The sequence below is a fragment of the Streptomyces sp. NPDC004051 genome (assembly GCF_053604275.1).
The window spans coordinates 35,743-53,080 of sequence record NZ_JBSGHG010000013.1; the positions used below are offsets into that span (position 1 = coordinate 35,743).

Below are 17,338 nucleotides of genomic sequence, written 5' to 3' on the forward strand. Positions count from 1 at the left end.
CAGCAGGACGCCGACATGATCGAGTGTCAGCTTATGGCTCGCAGCGTCTCCCGGGCGCGGCGGTCGAGCTCCGCGATGTGACGGCCGCCGCGGCCGCGCACGGGAGACAGGTCGCTCCGCATGCGGACGATGACGTCCCGGGCCCGTCCGGATTGCACTCCGGTCATGGCGTCCAGAGCACGGCTCCAGGTCGCGCACGCCTCGTCGACGTGGCCCTGCTGCACCTGTACGGTGCCGAGGTAGCCGAGGGTCACGCTGTGGGTGCGGGCGTACTGCTGGCGGCGTCGGGTTGCGACGCTGCGCTTGAAGTGGATCTCTGCGTCGAGCGGCTGGCCCAGGTCGCGCAGGGCACAGGCTGTCTCGTGGGCAAGGGATGCTTCCTGGAAGAAGCCCACGCGGCCCGGCGCCTCGTTGTTGTCAGCTCGAGCGAGGTCCCGCTCTGCGCGGCTGATGGCCGCGAGGGTTGCGGGGCGGTCACCGTCGGCCGCCAGGGCTCGTGCGTGGACGATCGCGAGCAGGGCTTTCTCCCGGGGGCTCGCCTGGCCGTAGCGGTCGCGGGACATGGAGGCGTCAGCCAGAGCGAGTGCCCTACGCGGATGTCCGAGGTCCACGGCTTGGTGGGCGAGGGCGCGCAGGATGTGGCCGCCGAGCGGTCCGTCGCCGGCTTCGGCCGCGATGCGGGCGGCGAGGGTGAGGTAGCGCTGGGCGGCGCGGTGTTCGGAGGCGTCGAAGGCCATCCAGCCGGCGAGGTAGGTCATCTCCGCCACGGCCGAGTACGTGTCGCGGCGGAGCTGTTCCGTGCGGAACCTGCTGCCGAGCAGGGGCACCGCTTCGTCGCGAAGGTGGCCGGCCAGGGCCGAGCGGCCGGCGGATCCGCCGCGCTGCTGGTCTCGCGCGGAGTAGAAAGTCGTCAGGCCCCGGACATCGTCGATGTCAGCCTGGGTCACCGGTCGCGGGGAGACCGCCGGCCGCTTTGCCGCCGCGGCGGGGGCGGCTGCCCACCACGAGGCGGTGGGCAAGGCGAGGCCAGCGGCCGAGTACGCGGCGGTCGCCAGCAGCTTACGTCGGTGCATATCGAGGTCGTCGCTTCCCAGCTCGGCCAGCACGGTCAGAGGGTCGACGCTCCAGTCGGAACCGCTGTTGGTTCGGCCTGCGGCTTCACCTTCCAGCCCGAGGTCGGCCAGGGTGAGGTGGCGGCCGAGCCTACGGGAGAGCGTCTCGCGCAGGATATGAGGTGCCTGGCCACTCGGTTGTGTGCCCTGCACCCACATGGCGATGTGCGAGCGGGAGATCGCCTCCAGCTCACGCACCCCGCTCTCCGCGGCCACCCGGGCAAACGCTGCGGCTGCTCGTGGCTGGGACCAGCCAGCTTCACGCAGAAGTGCGGCAAGGGCTTCGTTTCGCGCACGGGCCATGGGCTGCCCCTCGGTTCCGAAATGATCTTTGACGCCTTTGACGGCCCCGGGAGTCGCGCAGGCATACCTCTCGGCAGCGAATCACGGTTCGCTCAACGTAGCGACCAGATCACTCACTTTGCACGACAACCGACGCCGCCGCACGGTGAACCCCAGTCAACTTGGCTTGATTCGAACAGGAGTTGTGACATGCGCCTTTCGCTGGCTCCACGGCAGGCGGACGGTCAACGCGCCGCGCCCAACAGGAAGGCTCGCGTCACTGACGAGCCGGTCCGGCGACGCGATCAAGCGATGGCCACGGCAGAGACGGTGGCGCTCGTGCTGGACGAGGAATCACCGCTGCCGGAAACCGCTGCTGACGTGGAAGACCTCGCGAGGCGACTGCGGGGTCACATCCACCGACTCGGCGTCATGGTGCCGAAGGAGACACCAGTGCTGCGCCACGCCCAGCAACTCGGCTCGACGGGGGTCCCCGACGGCTATGTGCCCAGCAGGGTGTACCTGGTCCAACTCGCAAAGGCCGCCCAGGAGCTCGCCGCGACAGCGGAGACCTGCGGCAGCGGCCGTGCGAAGCAGCAGCAAGGACGGCGTCGGTGGACGCCTCGAATCAACATCCCGCGTGGCGCGGTCTTCGCCCTCGCCCTCGCACTCGCCTGCCTCGTCCTGGCTGCCTCCGTACCGCGGGCATGACCGACACCGGAGCGGTTCTGATCGCCCTGATCCTCGGTCCCAAAGCGTGGCTGGCTCTCTGCGGTGACCGCCCCGTCAGTCCCCGCAAGTCGGCGAGGAGACCTCACCTGCGCAGATCGAGTCACCGCCCCGGCGATGCCCCGCCTCACCGACAGTTCACCGGCCGCCTCTGACGGCCCTGAAGCCCACCCCGTTCGCGGGGCTCAACGGAGATCTACACGATGAAACGCCTTCCGCGTATCGAGCAGTATGGCCTGATCGGCGACACGCAGACCAGCGCCCACGTCTGCGATGACGGTTCGATCGACTGGCTGTGCCTGCCCCGCTTCGACTCGCCAGCTGTCTTCGCCAGGCTCCTGGGTACGCAGAAGCACGGCTCCTGGCAGATCGCACCGGCCTCGTCCGCAGGCCGGAGCGGCTCAGAGAAGGTCGCTGAGCGCCAGTACCGCGGTGACTCGCTCGTCCTCGAATCGGTGTGGCGCACCCCGGCGGGTTCGGTCCGCGTCCTGGACTTCATGCCGCCGCGCGACGGCATCCCGCAGGTGATCCGGATCGTCGAGGGCCTGAGCGGCGAGGTGGAGATGGTCTCGGCCATGCGTCCTCGGCCGGGGTACGGCAGCGTCAGCCCGTGGATCCACGAGGTCGGTGGGCGCATGGTCGCGGAGGCCGGCGTGGACGCTCTGTGGCTCGACACCTGCGTTCCGCAGGTGGAGAAGGACGGTGTGGTCGTCGGCGCCTTCGTCATCGGGGCCGGGCAGAGCGTGGCGTTCGTGCTCAGCTGGTGCCCGTCCCACGCCGCCGCGCCCGACGTTCTTGATTCGGAGGCCGTGCTCGCTGAGACGCTCGACTTCTGGCAGGACTGGACGCAGGAGTGCACCTACGACGGGCCCTATCGCGAGGCCGTGGTCCGGTCCTTGATCACGTTGAAGGCGATGACGTACGGGGCGAGCGGCGGGATCGTCGCGGCGCCGACCACGTCGCTGCCCGAGGAGATCGGCGGCAACCGGAACTGGGACTACCGCTACACGTGGCTGCGCGACGCCGCCACGACCCTGGCCGCGCTGCTGGGGACCGGATACCGGCGAGAGGCGCAGGCATGGCGGCGCTGGCTGTTGCGTGCCGTGGCTGGCGACCCGGAGAACCTGCAGATTATGTACGGGATCACCGGGGAGCGTGATCTGCGGGAACGGGAGCTTCCCTGGCTTCCCGGGTACGAGGGATCGGCCCCGGTCCGGGTCGGAAACGGCGCGGCGGATCAGCTGCAGCTGGACGTGTACGGCGAGGTGATCGACACCCTGTATCTCGCGCATCAGAGCGGTGTCGCCCACTGCGCCGACACCGCAGTCCTACACCAGCGGCTCGTCGAGCACCTGGTGCAGCGCTGGCAGGAGCCCGACGAGGGAATCTGGGAGATCCGCGGGGCCCGCCGGCACTTCGTCCATTCCAAGGTGATGGCCTGGGTGGCCGTCGACCGCACCATCCGCCTGGCCGAAGCCGGCGCGCTCGACATGGACCTGGCCCCCCTGGTCGAACTGCGGGCGACGATCCACCGGGAGGTCTGTGACAAAGGCTTCGACCCGGTGCGCAACACCTTCACCCAGTCCTACGGCTCGAAGGGACTGGACGCCGCCACGCTACTCATCCCCCGCACCGGCTTCCTGCCGCCCGACGACCCACGCGTCATCGGCACCGTGGACGCCGTACGTCGTGAACTCTCCACGGACGACGGGCTCGTGCATCGGTATCGGACCCGCGGCAAGCGCACTGGGGTGGACGGTTTGAAGGGCAATGAGGGCACCTTCGTCCTGTGCTCCTTCTGGCTCGTCGATGGCCTGGCCCTGACCGGCCGCCTCGATGAAGCCCGTGCCCTGTTCGAGCGTCTCCTGGCGTTGTGCAGCGACCTCGGGCTCCTGGCGGAGGAGTACGACCCCGTCCGGCAGCGCCAGCTCGGGAACTTCCCGCAGGCGTTCAGCCACATGGGCCTGATCCAGAGTGCCCTGCTCCTTCAGCTCCTGACGACGGGGCCCTCCCGCCAGCACGGCGCGGTAGCGGTTCCGGCGCCCCGCTCGACCTCCCGCAGCACGCGCCAGAGCGCCGCAGACCTGACGCCGCAGCACGCTTGACCACCCCCACCCCTTGACGAGGATTCCGATGTCTGACAGCGCCTTCCCGGCACGGCCAGCCGCTACCGGCCACCGCAGACGGCGGCCCCTGGTCGACGCGAACACGCTGCACCTCGCCCGGCGCGCCGTGGCACTGCCCCTGGTGCTCCTGGCCGCGGTGCTGGTCGCCGCCTTCGCTCTCCGATCGGTGTCCGCAGTAGGCCCCGGCTGGGTCCTGACCGGCCTCATCTGCGGACTGGCGGGCGTCGTCACGGTGGCGGCACGCGGAGCGCGCACCGTCGCCAGAGCCGTGCAGTCGGCCGTGGAGGAGTCCCAGACTGCGGCACTGAAAGCGGTCGCAGGGGCAGCGGCAGCCGTCGAGAAGTCGGTGCGATGGTCGGCGGACGAGCTGTGCCGTGGAAAGCGCCCACCGTTGTCCGACCCGCAGACACCGCAGTCGCCCACTGCGAACGCCGAGATCGACAACGCGCTGAGTGCCCTCCAGGCGCAGGCCATCGCGTCGCTGATCCGCGTGCACGACCAGTCCCAGTCCGTGGTCCTCCTGGAGGTACTGCGCCGCCTGGCCATGCGGGAGCACACCCTGGTCAGCAAGGCACTCCAGGCACTGAGTCGGCTGGAGATGCTGACCGACGACCCGGAGCTGCTGGCCGCGATCTTCGAGATTGATCACCTCGTGACGCGGATGCGCCGCCAGGTGGAGAGCACGGCGGTGCTGGGCGGGCAGTCCCTGCGCAGCGTGCGCCGGCCCGTTCCTGTCACGACAGCCCTGCGCGGCGCCGTCTCCGAGGTCGTGCAATATCCGCGGGTCGCTGTCGCGGCCGGGTCCGTGGGCGCCGAGCTGGGTCTGCCCGGCCATGTGGGTCCGGACCTGACGCACCTGCTGGCCGAGCTGATCGAGAACGCCTGCGAGTGCTCCGATCCGGCGACGAAGGTGATGGTACGGGCGCAGCGGGTGGCGAACGGGCTGGCCATCGAGGTCGAGGACCGGGCCATCCCCATGCATCCGCAGACGCGGGCGCAGATGAACCATCTACTCAAGGCCCCGGACGAGGTCGACGTCAGCGGCCAAGTCCGGGCCGGACAGCTCGGCTTGCTGGTCGCTGCGCTGATCGCCCGGTCACACGGGCTGTCCGTCCTCCTGCAGGAGAACGTGACGGGGGGCACCACTGCCCTGGTCGTCATACCGGCACGGCTCCTGGTAGCGATTCCACCGGTCGACGATGCGGGCGCGCTGCCGCCCGAGGAAGTCCGGCCCTCCGGGCGGCAGCCGCAGCAGGTTGCCGCGACTCCTGCCGCCCCGGGGGTGGGGCAGGTCGCACGCCCCGGCGCCGCTGGGGCATCGACCGCAGAGGCAGGTCAGTCGGCCGACGCGCCCGCTCTGCCCACGCGCACGCGTCGGTCGGAACCTTTCCGACCCTCACACGAGCGGGAGCAAGCCCCCGTGTCCGCGGCAACGCCTGGGCTCGCAGCCGCCTTCCGCAGCGGCCTCCAGGCCGGCGGCACCGCCGGTTCCCCTCCCGCCTCGACGGAACACCCCACCCCGTGACCCTTCCTTCCGCGTTCCCGGTGGCCAGGTACACCCACTGGCCCTTCCCCCTTCTGGAGCGATCCCCATGAGCACCCACCCCGCGATGAACAACGTGACCGGCGGCACGCCCGCATCCGCGACGACGACAAGCGGACAGCGGGACAGCATGGTCTGGCTGCTGCGTCAGTTCGCCTCTGAGACGCCGGGCGTCACGCACGCCGTCCTGCTCTCGCGCGACGGACTGCGGCTGCTGGACAGCGACGTCGACAAGGACTGGGCGGACGAACTGTCGGCCGCCTTCAGCGGGGTTGCCTCCCTCGCGGCGAACATCACCGGCCCCAGCCACAAGAAGAGGCCGGCCCGGCAGGTCATCGTCGAGCGAGACGACTGCCTGTTCTTCGTCCAGAGCGCTGGGCGCAGCGCGGCCTTCGACAACCACCCCGGTAACGAACGCGGTGAGGTGGACACGATCCTCGCCGTCATCGCCACCAGGGACGCCGACGCGGGCACCGTCGGCTTCGAGATGGGTCGGCTCGTGGCGAAGTTCGCCCCTTACATGCTGATCCCCATCCGCGTCGGCACGGGGGGAGAGGTCCGGTGAGCACGTACGGCCGCGCGGCCGAGGAGTCGGCGTTCGTGCGGACCTACACGCTGACGCGCGGGCGTACCAAGCCGCGGCACCTGCTCGGCCTGGAAACCGTGCTGGAGGCGGGACCGGGAAGGCCAGGCCCGGCACAGGTCGAGGAGTGCGAGGAGATCCTCGCCCTGTGCCGGGAGCGCCGACGGTCGGTGGTCGAACTGGCGGGCCGACTCGGCCGGCCCGCCACCGCCGTCAAAGTGCTCGTCTCCGACCTCCTGGACGCCGATGCCCTCGTCGTCCCCCTGACTCAGTCCTATGCCGATACCGGTGCGGGCTCCGGTCCGTCTACCCAACTGCTGGCAGCCCTTTCAGCGGGCTTGAAGAGGAAGTGGCCTGATGCCGTCGCCTATCCCCAGGCCGGATGACCCGACCACGGTTTCGCCGCACCCGCAGGCCGGTGCGCCAACAGTGCTGAAGATCGTGATCGCCGGGGGCTTCGGCGCGGGCAAGACCACCGCCGTGGGCGCCGTCAGCGAGATCACACCGCTGAGCACGGAGGAGTACCTGACCGAGGCCAGCGCGGACGTCGACAGCCTGGCGGGCCTGGCGTCCAAGCGGACCACCACGGTCGCCTTCGACTTCGGCCGCCTGAGCCTGCCCGACGCGCTGATGCCCCTGGAGCTCTTCCTGTTCGGCACGCCGGGCCAGGACCGGTTCGTCGATCTCTGGTACGACCTTTCCCGCGGCGCCGTCGGCGCGGTCGTCCTGGTCGACACCCGCCGTCTGGAAAGCAGCTTCACCCCCGTCAGCTTCTTCGAAGACATCCGCCTGCCCTTCGTCGTCGCCGTCAATCAGTTCGACGGCGCACACCGCTACCACCCCGAGCAGGTCCGCACCGCTCTCGAACTTCCATCCGACGTACCGGTGGTCACCTGCGACGCCCGCGACCCGAACCACGTCGCCAACGTTCTGCTGACCCTCGTCGACCACGCCGTGAACAACGCCGCCACGAGCCGCGCTGGTCACGCCCCTTCCACCACCCTTCAGGACGCCTGATGTCACAGCACCCCAGCGACCCCTACCGCACGCCGCAGGCCACCCCGCCCGCACGGTCCTTGCCGCGACGCGACATGCGGGACGTCACCCGCGGCCCGTTCACCCCGCCCGCCACCGCCCTCACCAGCCAGCCGCCCCAGCAGTCGCTGGAGCTGGCGCAGCGTTACGAGCTGCTCAACCGCTTGGGTGTGCCCCCGGTGGCCAACGAGGACTTCGACGACCTGGCCCGCGACATGGCCACACAGGCCGGGTTCTTGTACGGCTTCGTCAACCTGTTCCTGGAGGAGCAGACCTTCGTCGGACTGCACCAGCCGCCCGCGGACAGCGGGTTCGTGATCGTCGGCCGCGCCATGAGCCGCGACCACGGCTGGTGCCCGGAGGTCATGGCCCGCAAGAAGGCCCTCCCACTGCACGACGTGCACGCCAGCCCGCGCTTCAGCGGCAATGTGGTGGTCGACGCCGTCGGGATCCGCTCCTACTTCGGTGCACCGCTCATCCACGACAGCGGCACGGTGCTGGGCACGGTGTGCGTCATCGACCCCGAGAAGCGGCCCTTGTCCGAGGCTCGCCGTCTGCGGGACATCGTCATCAACGCCAGTGCGCAGGTGATGGACCACATCGCCCGCGCCCCCGTCCGCTAGGCCGTTCCACAACCCCCCACCCGGGAGCCGTAGGCGATCCCCGGCCGCTCCGCGTTGCGACCTTCACCCAGGGAGAGGGAGACCATGTCCGCCACACCCACCACGCCTCCACCGGCGCTGCGCCCCTACCTCACCGCCCGCCACGATCTGCTGTGGCAGGAGGCGGACGCCTTCGCGGCCGAGCACGTCGCGGTGCGCGCCGCGCGGATGGAAGCTGCTCCGGGCCGGGTGGAGCGCAAGGTCGCCGCCCTGATGGCCGCCCGGGGCTGGTTCGCCGTCACCGTCCCGGCCGTCTTCGGCGGGCTGGGCGCCGGACACGTGGCCAAGACCGTCTTGGTCCACCGCATCGCGCGGGTCTCGGCGGCTGCCGCGAGCATCCTGCAGGCCACCTTGATTCCCGTGGGTGCCCTGCTGCACTTCGCCACCTATGAGCAGAAGGGCCGCTGGCTGCCCAGGGTCGCGGACGGTTCCCTGCTGCTGTCGATCGCCGTGACCGAACCGCTCGCCGGCGGACACATCGGCGGCATCGAGACTACCGCCGAACGCGCCGGCAACGAGTGGGTGATCACCGGCAGCAAGATCCATATCGGCAACAGTCACCTCGCCGGATCCCACCTCGTCGTCGCCCGCACCGCCGCGGCCGGAGTGAGCACCTCGCAGGCGCTGACCGCGTTCATGGTCGAAACCGACCGCCCCGGGCTTTCCGTCCCCGACCACCGTGCCAGCCTCGGCCTGCACGGCTTCTCCGCCGGCCGCCTCGACCTCGATCACGTCCGCGTCCCCGAAGACAACGTGGTCGGCGAGGTCGGCCAGGGACTGGCCGTGGCCCAGAGCAGCAGCATCCTCTACGGCCGCCCCAACCTGGCCGCCGTCAGCCTCGGCATCCACGAAGCGGTCGTGGACACCACCACCAGTCGGCTCAAGACCCGTGCCCGCTACCGGGGCGCCCTGTCCGACCTGCCCGTCCTGCGGGACCGCGTCGGCGGCATGGAAGCCCGCCTGCGCGCCGGCCGGATACTCGCCTATCAGGCCGTGCACCTCCTCGACCAGGGCCTGCCCTGCGACGCCGACCTGATCAACTCGAAATACCTCGGCCACCAGTGGGCCATGCAGTCCGCCCAGGACGCCATGGAACTGCACGGCGCCCACGCCCTCGACCGCGACTACGTCCTCCAACGCCTGTGGCGCGACATTCAGCACACCTACCCACCGGCCGGAACCGGCGAAGTCCAGCGCATACGCCTGGCCGACGCCGCCTTCGACGAGGACCACATCCAGTGGTCCGAACACCTCGCCGCCGAAGCCGCCTGGGCACACCCCGACCCGACCGCCGCATGAGCACCCGTGCGCGGCACCCCGTGGATCCAAACCGCCGCGCACGGGCCCGTGCCGCCGGCCCCCGTCCCCCGCGGGGACCGGCGGCACCTCCCCCACCTGACCATCCACCCAGCCGAGAAAGAGACACCGTGACCCCGCCCGTGACGACCAGCGCACCGATCGCACCTCTGACGCCGACCCTGCAGCGTGCCGCACAGCACCTCGCAAACGGCCTCACAGCCAAAGAGATTGCGGCAGAGACCAGCCTGTCGGCCGTGACCGTCCGCCAGTACATCCGCGACCTCCGCGAAAGCCTCCACTGCCCGCCCCGCTGCAAGCCCGCGGTGATCGTGCACCGCCTGTTCACCACCCAGCAGGTGGCCTCACCCACGGCGGACAGGCCGGCGCCACCGCTCAGCCCCGACCAGTTGCTGCTGCTCCGAGCCGTTGCCGAGCACAGCGACGCCCGCGACATCGCCGTCGCCGCCAAGCTCGCCCCCGCCGACCAGCGCGCCGCACTCGACCAACTCCTCGCCGACACAGGCGCGCGGGACATCACCCACCTGGTGATCCTTGCCCATGGCTGGAAGCTGCTGCCGACCGACCCGGTGGCGCGGAGCGGAGCGAGCCAGTGAGAAGGCTCCCCACTCCCCTGGCCCGCGAGGAGCCTCCGGCTGCTACCTCGTTCGCGTCCGAGCACCCGAGCGCCGTTTACGCGGTGCGCACGTTACGCACGGACGCCGAGCGCGCGGAAGCCGCTGCTCTCGTGCAGGACCGGCAGCGCTGGCTCACCCTGCGCGGCCTCCCCGTGCCCGCTCAAGCCGACGTGCCAGCCCTGTTCCGTGACCCGCAGACGAACTCGGCCGGTCTGTTCGAGGACGGAAAGCTGCTCGCCTGCATGGTCCCCGCGCGCGACCCCGGCCTCAGCTGGGGCGAAGGCCCCTGCCTCCGCCTGGGACGCATCCACACCCTGCCCGAGCAGCCCGACGACATCACCCGGCTGATCACCCTGTGGGCCTCCGACCTCGCCGCTCGGCAGAGCCTCCCGCTCGTACGGGCCGAAATCCTGGCCCGCCACGCCCTCCAAGCCGAGCCCATCGCCGCATTGTTGCGTCGGTTCACCGACATGGGCTGGGACGTGCGGGGTTCCGGTCCGGGACGGGAGGGGGACCGCGTCGCCCGCCTCGAACTGGCCGCCGAGCACCGCCCCGGACTAAGCGCACTGATCAGCTGCCAGGCCCATGCTTCTTATCTGACAGGGGACGATCGGAGCACCGCGTGACAACCGTCGAGCCACAGCGACCCGACATCGCCCGCGAGCTGATCGCCCGCGCACAGGCGTCGGCCGCGCACCGCGCCAAGCGCGTGCGCGACCAGCTCGACGCAGTCCAACTCGGGCAGGGCCGGCACACCGACCACGCCAACACCAACATGCTGCGTCGCATCCTGGCCGAGCACGACTGGCCCGGCCACCGCCTCGTCGGTGTTTCCGGCGCCCGCGCCGCCTGGCGCATCGCCCTGCACAGCGACGACGACTCAGGCTTCCAGCGCGCCGCCTCCAGACTGCTGGAACGAGCGGTTCAGTCCAACGACGCGCTCGTCCACCACTGGGCACGCCTGCACGACCGCACCCTCATCAACACCGGCCAGGACCAGGAGTACGGCACCCAGCTCCTGCTGAGCGCCGACGGGATCGAGCTGTGCCCGCTGCGTGCGCCGGCGTCCGTCGACGCACGCAGGGCAACGGTGGGCCTGCCGCCGCTTGCCATCGCGCTCAAGGCGGTGCGCCGCCGCTACACGCCGGACCGCTCTGCCGATGAAGCCCCGACCGTCGTCCTCGCGGGGGCCGCGTGAACACGCGACCCCCAGGTTCTCCACCAGTCGGCCTGCCGGCCGCGACTCCGCCCTGCGAAAGGATCGTTGACCGATGAAGCTCACCACCGCCGTCCTGGCTACCGGTGCGGCCGTCTCTCTCACCAGCGCGGTGGTCGGAACCGTCCGGCTCAGGCAGGACGCGCGGCACCAGGCCGAGCGCAACGAGACGGTTCTCGCCCGCAACCAGCTCGACTGGCTGGCCCAGATCTCCACCAACCCCGACCTCGCCAAGCTCTGGACGCCCGAGGACATGGACGTCGAGGAGTACATGCAGCTGCTGAAAGCCAACCAGCTCATCTGCATGCTCAGCCTGCGCAACCGCCTCGGCTTCGTCCGCGCCGGACATCTGCCGTGGTACGCCGCGAAGCTGATGGAGAGCGACGTCTGCCAGCGTTACTGGAAGCGGTTCGGCGGCCTCCGAGCCGAGGAGGCCGAGGGCGATGAGCAGGCCGAGCACTTCACCCGGGTGCTGGACCAGGCCGCCAAAAATCCCCCGCGGGCACAGGCCGCTACGGCCTGACGGCACCAACCCGACTCCCCGGCGCGCGACCACGCAGGCGCCTTCGCCGCCCGTCGCCGTCTGGTGGCAGACCCCGGGGTCCGACCGGGCCTCGGCATCCCGCACCACCCACTCCTAGGAGGCATGTATGACCGCCATCCAGGCCGAGAGGCCGACCGCTCCCGCGCAGGCGAACCTCGCGAAGACCGAGGACGACCCGTTCGTCCTCGACATCACCTTCATCGAGGGCACGCCGGCGACCGAGACGGTCCTGATGTGCAGCACGGGTGACACCTGCGGCAGCTCCTGCCCCAGCGCCTGCACCACCTCGTAAGCCGGGACACCCCGGCAACGCGGGCCGGATGGGGACTCTCCCCGTCCGGCCCGCCCCGCCCGCCACGCCAGAAGATGAGGAGAGCCCTGATGACACGGCGACGGCCCATTCTGTACGAGGCCGCGGGGCAGGCCATGCTGCGCGCCGCGGTGCACACCACCGAGCCCGCCATGCCGCTCTGGCCGTCATCCACGGCGCCCGTGGAAGAGTGGCGCGCGTGGCTGAGCACGGTGTGGTCCGATACCGACTTCCGTCGGACCGTGTCGCAGGCGAGCCCTCACCTGGCCGAGCAGGTGCGGGCCATCATCGACGGCCGTACACCGAAGGTGCGCCGGATGCGCCGGGCGGCGCTGGCCACCGCCCGCTACGCAATCCGCTACGCCCGCCGCTCCACCCCCTTTGGCCTGTTCGCCGGCGTCGTCCCGCTCGGCTTCGACCAGACCACGTCCGTCCGCATCGGCGACGAGCACCAGGCCGTGGCCCGCCCCGAGCCGGTCGGGCTCGAGGAAATGCTCAGCACCTGGGAGAGCGACGCGGCGCGCATGGCCGACGCCGACGTCTGCGTCAACACCCTGATCCGGCAGCGCGACCGGCACATCCACGTGCCCTCGGAGGGAGACGCCGCCTTCCGCCTCGCTCTGAGCCCCGCACTGCGTCTCGTGCTCGACCTGGCCCGATCACCCATCGCGTACCGCCAGTTGTCAGAGAAGCTGGCCGCGGAGTTCCCCGCCGTGGACGGCACCGCGCGTGACCGGCTGCTCGGTGAACTGCTGCGGGTGCGGCTGTTGCGCTCCTCGCTGCGCGCGCCCGCCACCGTCGCCGATCCCACCGACGTCTTACCGCCTGCGGCGCGCGCTCAGACAGCCAGACTGCGGGCTGCGTGCGACCTGCGGCTGGACGCCGACGTGCGGCTGCCCGAGCAGGTGCTGACCGAAGCGGAGACCGCGGCGACCGTCCTGGCCCGCCTGGTCACCCATCCGAACGGGACACCGACCTGGCGGCGGTGGATCGAGCAGTTCTCCGAGCGCTACGGCGAGAACACCTCAGTGCCGGTGGAGGTGGCCACGGACCCCGACCGGGGCGTGGGCTTTCCTGCAGGGTTCGTCACGGCGAGCGAACCCCCTCGGCCGATGTCCCGGCGGGACCGTCTACTGCTGGAGCTGGCCGGCGCCGCCGCCGCCGAAGGCAGCCGCACCGTCGCGGTGACCGGGGTGATGATCGAGGAACTGGAGGCAGCGGCCGGCGGCAAGCCGCGCGACGCGGCGCCCCACCTCGAACTGGCCGCGCAGGTCCACGCCTCCTCCGGCCCTGCCCTGGACCGGGGTGACTTCCGGTTGCGCGTGCTGACCGTTTCCCGTTCGGCCGGATCGATGACCGGCCGGTTCTGGCACCTGCTCCCCGGAACCGAGGCGACGTACGCGCATCTGCCCACCGTCAATCCGGAGGCGGAACTCGCGCAGCTCTCCTTCCACGCCGGACGGGTGGCGGCCGACCTGCTCACCCGTGCGCCCCAGGCCCTGCCCCGCGTGGTGAGCGTCGGTGAATTCCGCCGCCCCGCCTCGCACGTCCTCTTCCCCCGCGACCTGTCGGTCACCGTCACCGACGGCCGCCCTCAGCTGGTGGAGTCCGTGACGGGCAAGCCGCTGGAGCTGCTGGCCCCCACCGCCATCAACTTCCTGTGGAACAACTACACCCCGCCGATGGCCCGCTTCCTCGGCGAGATCAGCCGGGCCGCCTCCCCTCAGGTGACCTGGTTCGACTGGGGCGCCGCCTGGACCCTGCCTTTCGCCCCGGCCCTCACCTACCGGCGCACCATCCTCACCGCCGCCCGCTGGAAGATCCACAGCCGCACGCTGCCTGCCCGCACCGCCCCACTCCAGCAGTGGGCGGACCAACTCCACGCCTGGCGTGCCCGGTTCCGCGTGCCGGAGCGAGTCCTGCTCGCCGAGGACGACCAGCAGCTGCCCCTCGACCTCGCCCGCGACATCGACCTGGACCTCCTGCGCGCGCACCTGGACGCCAGCCCTTTCGGCATCGCCACCCTGCACGACGCGCCCCCGCCAGACTCCGACGGGTGGATCGGCGGCCGGGCTCACAGCATCGTCGTCCCCCTGGCCAGGCGCTCATGACCACGACGACCGTGCCCCGCACGCAGGACCTGTCCGAGGGCGCCCTGGGGATGGCCCTGCTCGACATCGAGCGCCGCGACCTGTCCACCGCCCGCCGCCACCTCACCCAGGCCACCGCCCGCGGGGTCAGCACCGGCAGCAACGCCAGCCTCTTCCACGGCGCACCCGCCCTGGAGTTCGTCCTGGCCCGCGCCCACGGAGCCGACGACAACGTCCGCGCGGCCGTCGACCGCGTCGTGGACGCCCGGCTCGCCGCCGCCCACCGCCGCCAGGCGGCCGGCGCGCTGCCCCACCTCGCCGAATGGGACCTCATCCGCGGCATGACCGGACTCGCCGCCCTCCTGCTCTCCCGCCAACCGCTCGCGCCCCGGCTGCCCGACGTGCTCACCTGCCTCGTCGCGCTCGCCCACCCCACCCCCGGTGACGGCCGGACACTGCCCGGGTGGTGGTCGCCTGTCGGCCCCGACGGGGAGGAGATGGCCGGCGGGCACGGCAACAACGGCATGGCTCACGGCATCGCCGGGCCCCTCGCCGTGCTCTCCCTCACTCTGCGCGACGGCATCAGCGTCCCCGGTCAGGAGGAAGCCGTCGACACCTTCGCGACCTGGCTCGACCGGCACGGCGCCCACTACTGGTCCACCGCAGCACACCTGGACGCCGACCAGCCGCCAGAGGCGAAACCGGCCCGCCAGTCCTGGTGCTACGGCCAGCCCGGCATCGCCCGCGCCCAGCAGCTCGCCGCGCTCGCCCTCGGCGACCCCGCCCGCCGCCGGGCGGCCGAGGACACCATCGAGACCACCCTCACCGAGCCGCTGCGCCTCGACCGCATCACCGACTCCACGCTCTGCCACGGCTGGGCTGGGCTGCTGACGCTCACCCGCGCGGTCGCCGCCGACAGCCCCGCACCCGACCGCTTCACCCCGATCATCCAGGACCTGCACCGACGGCTGGCCGCCGACTGGGAGCGCCTGCCCAAGCTCGGCTTCATGGAAGGCCGCGCCGGAGCCCAACTCGCCCTGCAAGCCACCGATACCACCGGCTGGAGCCGCGCCCTCCTGCTCACCTGACCCCCGAACCTGCCGACGTGCAAGGAGTTGCCTCCCCATGGCCTTCGACGACGAGAACCTGCCGATCCCTCCGGCCACGTCCTGGTGGCACGCATCCGTGGCCTTCGCCGATCCGCATGTGGACGCTGCTCGGGCCCTGGCGTCCGCGCTGGCCAAACACCGCTTTCACTTCCTGCGCAAGGACGCCGGCGTGCGCCTGCGCACCGAACAGCCCGCCACCGGCCTACTGGACCAGCTCGTCGCTGACCGCGTCATCACCAGCTGGACGGGCGGGATCTACGAGCCGGAGACATATGCCTTCGGCGGCCTGGAGGGCATGGCGGTCGCACACGACGTGTTCTGCGCCGACAGCCCTGCCGCGCTCGCCGAGACCGGCACCCCCAGCGCCCGCGAGCGCAGCGTGCTGCTGCTGTCCGCCATGATCCGCGCGGCCGGGCTGGACCCGTTCGAAGCCGGAGACGTCTACGCCCAATGGGCCGCCCTGCGGCCCCCCGTCACCCCGCCCCAGGGCCCTGCGCTGGAGCAGGCCGTCTCCGCGATGCGACGGCTGATGAACGCCGACGCCGCCCTGCGCCCCGACGCGGAAACCGGCTGGACCGAGCGCGTCGCCGCGTTCGAGGACGCCGGCCGCCGCCTGCGCCGGCTCGCCGCCGACGGCCGACTGATACGCGGAATCCGGGGCGTCATCGCCCATCACGCGATCTTCGCGTTCAACCGCGCAGGCGTGACTGCCAACGCGCAGGCCGCCACCGCGTGGCTCGGCCGTCACGTCGCCTTCTCCACCGGAGAAGGAGCCGACATGTCTACCCCCAAGTCCGCCTCCGCGGACCCTAGCCTCCCTCGAATGGAGACCACCGTGACACCCGAAACCGACCCCAACCAGCTGCGCGAAGCCCTCGCCCAGCGCCTCGTCGGCAGCGGCCACCTGCGCAGCCAGGCGGCCATCGACGCCTTCCACACCACCGACCGGCACGCCTTCCTGCCCGGCGTTGACCTGGAGAGCGCGTACAAGGAGGACGCGGTCCCGATCAAGCATGACGAGCACGGGGAGATGATCTCCTGTATCTCCGCGCCGTCCATCGTCGCCACCCAGCTCGAACAGCTCGGCGCCCAGCCCGGCCACAAGGTCCTGGAAGCCGGGGCCGCCACCGGCTACAACGCCGCCCTCCTCGGCAAGATCGTCTCCCCCGGCGGGCAGGTGTGGACCCTCGACGTCGACCAGGACCTCGTCGTCGGCGCGAACAAGAACCTCTCCGAGGCCGGCGTCGACAACGCCACTGCGGTGATGGCTGACGGCGCGGCCGGGCTGCCCGAGCACGCCCCGTACGACCGGATCATCTTCACTGTCGGCGCCGGTGATGTCCCCGTGAAGATCCTCGACCAGCTCGCTCCCGGGGGACGCCTGGTCCTGCCGATGCGGATCCGCGGCAGCGTCTCCCGCTCCTTCGCCTTCGAACGTGACGGAGAGACGTGGAAGACCGTCTCTTGTGAGATGGCCACCTTCATCCCGCTGCGCAAGGGCGTCTGCGACGACGTCTACACCCTCGTGCCGATGGCCGGCGAGGGCAACGTGCGCTTGGAGACGTTCAGCGAGCAGGACGTCGACCGCGACGCCCTCCGCTCCGTCCTCGACCAGCAGCAGACCAAGATCTACACCGGGGTGAAGTTCCGCCAGGGCTCAGCCTGGGAGTGGCTGTACCTGTACCTGGCCTGCGTGCTGCCCAACGGCCTCTCGCGGCTGCCGGGCCAGCGCCCCGGGTTCACCCCGCACTTCGGGTGGGGCTCCATGGCAGCCCTCGACGGCGGGTCGCTCGCGTACCTGACCATCCGGGAGAGCGAGGACGAGAAGGGCCGGTACTGGGAGGTCGGCGTGATCGGCCACGGCGAGAGCGGCGCCGACCTCGCCGAGCAAGTCGTGAGCGAGATCCGCGCCTGGGACGCCAGCGGCGGCAACGACGCTCCCGAACCGGGCTTCCGGATGGCCGTCGCCGACTCGCACGACCGGCTGACGGCAGACGACCCGCGCTTCGTCGTCGACAAGCCCTACAGCCGACTGGTCGTCGACTGGGCGCGCAAGGGCTGAG

17 protein-coding genes are annotated in these 17,338 nt (G+C 71.2%); 16 read left to right on the top strand and 1 reads right to left on the bottom strand.

The features are described 5' to 3' along the window. Window positions 1-26 precede the first annotated feature (26 nt). The gene (locus tag ACWEQO_RS16205; RefSeq protein ID WP_452983394.1) at window positions 27-1,415 is read right to left on the bottom strand and encodes a Tat pathway signal protein; all 1,389 of its coding nucleotides are present in this window, start codon (window positions 1,413-1,415) and stop codon (window positions 27-29) included. Between the two features lie 291 nt (window positions 1,416-1,706). Here ACWEQO_RS16205 and ACWEQO_RS16210 point away from each other — a divergent pair, with 291 nt between their 5' ends. The 16 genes from ACWEQO_RS16210 to fxlM all read left to right on the top strand — a co-directional run bounded on the left by ACWEQO_RS16210 (window position 1,707) and on the right by fxlM (window position 17,337). Next, entirely contained in the window at window positions 1,707-2,105 is a 399-nt protein-coding gene (locus ACWEQO_RS16210; protein ID WP_452983397.1) for a DUF6415 family natural product biosynthesis protein, read from the top strand. A gap of 221 nt (window positions 2,106-2,326) precedes the next feature. Then, complete coding sequence (locus tag ACWEQO_RS16215) at window positions 2,327-4,228, top strand: glycoside hydrolase family 15 protein (protein WP_452983400.1); 1,902 nt, start codon at window positions 2,327-2,329, stop codon at window positions 4,226-4,228. Window positions 4,229-4,256: 28 nt separating this feature from the next. After that, window positions 4,257-5,774: an ATP-binding protein gene (locus ACWEQO_RS16220; RefSeq protein ID WP_452983403.1), complete on the top strand. Its 1,518-nt coding sequence runs from the start codon at window positions 4,257-4,259 to the stop codon at window positions 5,772-5,774. 67 nt (window positions 5,775-5,841) lie between these two features. Next, window positions 5,842-6,357 (top strand): roadblock/LC7 domain-containing protein, encoded by a 516-nt coding sequence (locus ACWEQO_RS16225; protein ID WP_452983406.1) that lies wholly within the window; start codon window positions 5,842-5,844, stop codon window positions 6,355-6,357. Then, complete coding sequence (locus ACWEQO_RS16230) at window positions 6,354-6,761, top strand: DUF742 domain-containing protein (protein WP_452983409.1); 408 nt, start codon at window positions 6,354-6,356, stop codon at window positions 6,759-6,761. Before ACWEQO_RS16225 ends, ACWEQO_RS16230 begins: the two co-directional genes overlap by 4 nt. A 43-nt stretch (window positions 6,762-6,804) precedes the next feature. Next, entirely contained in the window at window positions 6,805-7,392 is a 588-nt protein-coding gene (locus ACWEQO_RS16235; RefSeq protein WP_452983412.1) for a GTP-binding protein, read from the top strand. Beyond that, a complete protein-coding gene (locus ACWEQO_RS16240) occupies window positions 7,392-8,033 on the top strand; it encodes a GAF domain-containing protein (protein ID WP_452983415.1) in 642 nt (213 codons plus the stop codon). The genes ACWEQO_RS16235 and ACWEQO_RS16240 overlap by 1 nt, the downstream gene beginning before the upstream one ends. A gap of 84 nt (window positions 8,034-8,117) precedes the next feature. Next, a complete protein-coding gene (locus ACWEQO_RS16245) occupies window positions 8,118-9,371 on the top strand; it encodes an acyl-CoA dehydrogenase family protein (RefSeq protein ID WP_452983418.1) in 1,254 nt (417 codons plus the stop codon). Window positions 9,372-9,625: 254 nt separating this feature from the next. After that, entirely contained in the window at window positions 9,626-9,985 is a 360-nt protein-coding gene (locus tag ACWEQO_RS16250) for a DNA-binding protein (RefSeq protein WP_452983421.1), read from the top strand. 83 nt (window positions 9,986-10,068) lie between these two features. Next, entirely contained in the window at window positions 10,069-10,632 is a 564-nt protein-coding gene (locus ACWEQO_RS16255) for a hypothetical protein (protein WP_452983424.1), read from the top strand. Beyond that, entirely contained in the window at window positions 10,629-11,204 is a 576-nt protein-coding gene (locus ACWEQO_RS16260) for a DUF6624 domain-containing protein (RefSeq protein ID WP_452983427.1), read from the top strand. The genes ACWEQO_RS16255 and ACWEQO_RS16260 overlap by 4 nt, the downstream gene beginning before the upstream one ends. A gap of 73 nt (window positions 11,205-11,277) precedes the next feature. After that, complete coding sequence (locus ACWEQO_RS16265) at window positions 11,278-11,745, top strand: DUF6082 family protein (protein WP_401459107.1); 468 nt, start codon at window positions 11,278-11,280, stop codon at window positions 11,743-11,745. A 127-nt stretch (window positions 11,746-11,872) separates the two neighbouring features. Further along, complete coding sequence (locus tag ACWEQO_RS16270; RefSeq protein ID WP_311582985.1) at window positions 11,873-12,058, top strand: FxLD family lanthipeptide; 186 nt, start codon at window positions 11,873-11,875, stop codon at window positions 12,056-12,058. An 89-nt stretch (window positions 12,059-12,147) separates the two neighbouring features. Further along, window positions 12,148-14,187, top strand: a complete 2,040-nt coding sequence (locus ACWEQO_RS16275) for a lantibiotic dehydratase family protein (protein ID WP_452983432.1) — start codon at window positions 12,148-12,150, stop codon at window positions 14,185-14,187. Further along, the gene (locus ACWEQO_RS16280; RefSeq protein WP_452983435.1) at window positions 14,184-15,254 is read left to right on the top strand and encodes a lanthionine synthetase C family protein; all 1,071 of its coding nucleotides are present in this window, start codon (window positions 14,184-14,186) and stop codon (window positions 15,252-15,254) included. Before ACWEQO_RS16275 ends, ACWEQO_RS16280 begins: the two co-directional genes overlap by 4 nt. A gap of 37 nt (window positions 15,255-15,291) precedes the next feature. After that, window positions 15,292-17,337 carry a methyltransferase, FxLD system gene (gene fxlM / locus ACWEQO_RS16285; protein WP_452983438.1) on the top strand — a complete coding sequence of 682 codons (2,046 nt, stop codon included), beginning with the start codon at window positions 15,292-15,294 and terminating at the stop codon, window positions 17,335-17,337. The last annotated feature ends 1 nt before the right edge of the window (window position 17,338 follow it).